Annotated in this window: 1 protein-coding gene and 2 pseudogenes; 2 read left to right on the top strand and 1 reads right to left on the bottom strand. The window is 62.5% G+C overall.

Features of this window, described 5'->3' with window-relative positions; genetic code table 11:
• Together HLA95_RS27230 and HLA95_RS27225 are read left to right on the top strand one after the other, a co-directional pair.
• Positions 1-111, top strand: a pseudogene (locus HLA95_RS27230) (IS5/IS1182 family transposase); the annotation flags it as partial.
• Between the two features lie 289 nt (positions 112-400).
• Positions 401-910, top strand: coding sequence for a chemotaxis protein CheB (locus HLA95_RS27225; RefSeq protein ID WP_191062317.1), 510 nt, complete (start codon positions 401-403; stop codon positions 908-910).
• A gap of 143 nt (positions 911-1,053) precedes the next feature.
• Here the strand turns inward: HLA95_RS27225 and HLA95_RS27220 are convergent.
• Positions 1,054-1,610 (bottom strand): annotated as a pseudogene (locus HLA95_RS27220) (IS5 family transposase); the annotation flags it as partial.

Genomic DNA, 1,610 nt, shown 5'->3' with positions numbered 1-1,610 from the left:
CTGTTTTGCCGGCTCAAGAACTGGCGGCGCATCGCCACCCGCTACGACCGCCTCGCCCGGAACTACCTGGCCGCCCTCGCACTCGTCGCCGTCGCCTCAGCATGGACCTGAATGAGTTCCCTACCTAGCCCCAGTTGCGCAAGGCGTTCATGGCGATCACGCCCATCGCTGCACCACCAAGCGCACCGCTCGAACGCCCGCCGCCGAGCATGGAGCCGATCAGGCCGCCAAGGCCGCCGCACCTGAGAGCAGCTTCGGAAACCGTCGGTTCTGGTAATTGTTGAGTAGTGGTGCAGGAACGCCTGGGCGACTCAGGAAGAGAGGATTTGGCGGTGCATCTTGCGACCGGCTCAGGCATACCGCGTGGTCCCAGCGGCAATCCGCATGAAGCACGACAAGCATGAAACCCTCCAATGGGAGCGGACCTACCTTTTCACCCGCAACTTCGGTAGACCGCACCCGCCTGATCGTCGGCATTGGTGCCTCAGCCGGTGGCATCGATGCATTCCAGTCGTTCTTCGCAAGGATGTCTGCCGACACCGGAATGGCCTTTGTGCTGATCCAGCACCTCGACCCCAACCATGACAGCTCCCTGGTCGCGATCATCGCCGGCTACACCGCAATGCCAGTGCATCTGGCCGAGGGCGGCGAGCAGATCTGCCCGAACCACGTCTACGTCATTCCGCCCAACACCATCCTGACCATCAAGAGCAACGTCCTGCACCTCGACAGTCCGGCACCGCATAAAGGAACCGCGATGCCTCAACTTTCTTGTCCGATACGTCTTTCAAGTGCCGTTCGAGAAGGAGCACTCCTGATGATCCGCACGAGCGATGTCTGCTTGTTTCGCCTGCGCATGAGGTGGAGGGGTGGCAATCTGAGACGGGCGATCCGGCAAGGATCTATATAGCAACGCAGCACGGTGCAACATCAACAACAGGAAGTTAATTAGCTATGAACAATATCTTCTGGCTGATAGGCGTGGTCGTGGTCGTGGTGGTAGTCTTAGGCTTCCTCGGTCTTAGATAAGACTTGTTAGCCTAGGTAGGGAACTCATTCAGCCCGGGCAGAGGCGACGGCGACGAGTGCGAGGGCGGCCAGGTAGTTCTGGGCGAGGCGGTCGTAGCGGGTGGCGATGCGCCGCCAGTTCTTGAGCCGGCAAAACAGCCGCTCGATTAGGTTACGCCGGGCGTAAGCCTTGCGGTTGAGCGGATAGGGGATGGTCCGGCTGGCGGTGGAGGGAATGACCGCTCGGATGTGCCGTGCCTCGAGCCAGCCGCGCAGACCGTCGGCATCATAGGCCTTGTCCGCGATCAGACGCCGGGGCGGCGGCATGGAACTCAACAGCGGCAGGGCCACGCTGATGTCGGCGATGTTGCCTGGTGTCAGGGCGAACGCGACGGGCCGGCCACGATCATCGGCCAGGCAATGGATCTTCGACGTGCGGCCACCGCGCGCGCGGCCGATCGCCTGGCACCATTCGCCCCCTTGCCGCCAGAAGCGGAGCGATGGGCTTTGACGTAGGTGCTGTCGAGCGCAAGCTCGGCCGGGATCGTTCCCGTGCTGGCCATGCGCTGGAACAGGCGCTGCCACAGGCCACGCCGTGACCA

The organism is Geminicoccus harenae, assembly GCF_019800005.1.
GTDB classification, from domain to species: domain Bacteria; phylum Pseudomonadota; class Alphaproteobacteria; order Geminicoccales; family Geminicoccaceae; genus Geminicoccus; species Geminicoccus harenae.
Note: the sequence above shows the minus strand (reverse complement) of the source record. Positions and strands in the feature narration are given on the sequence as shown.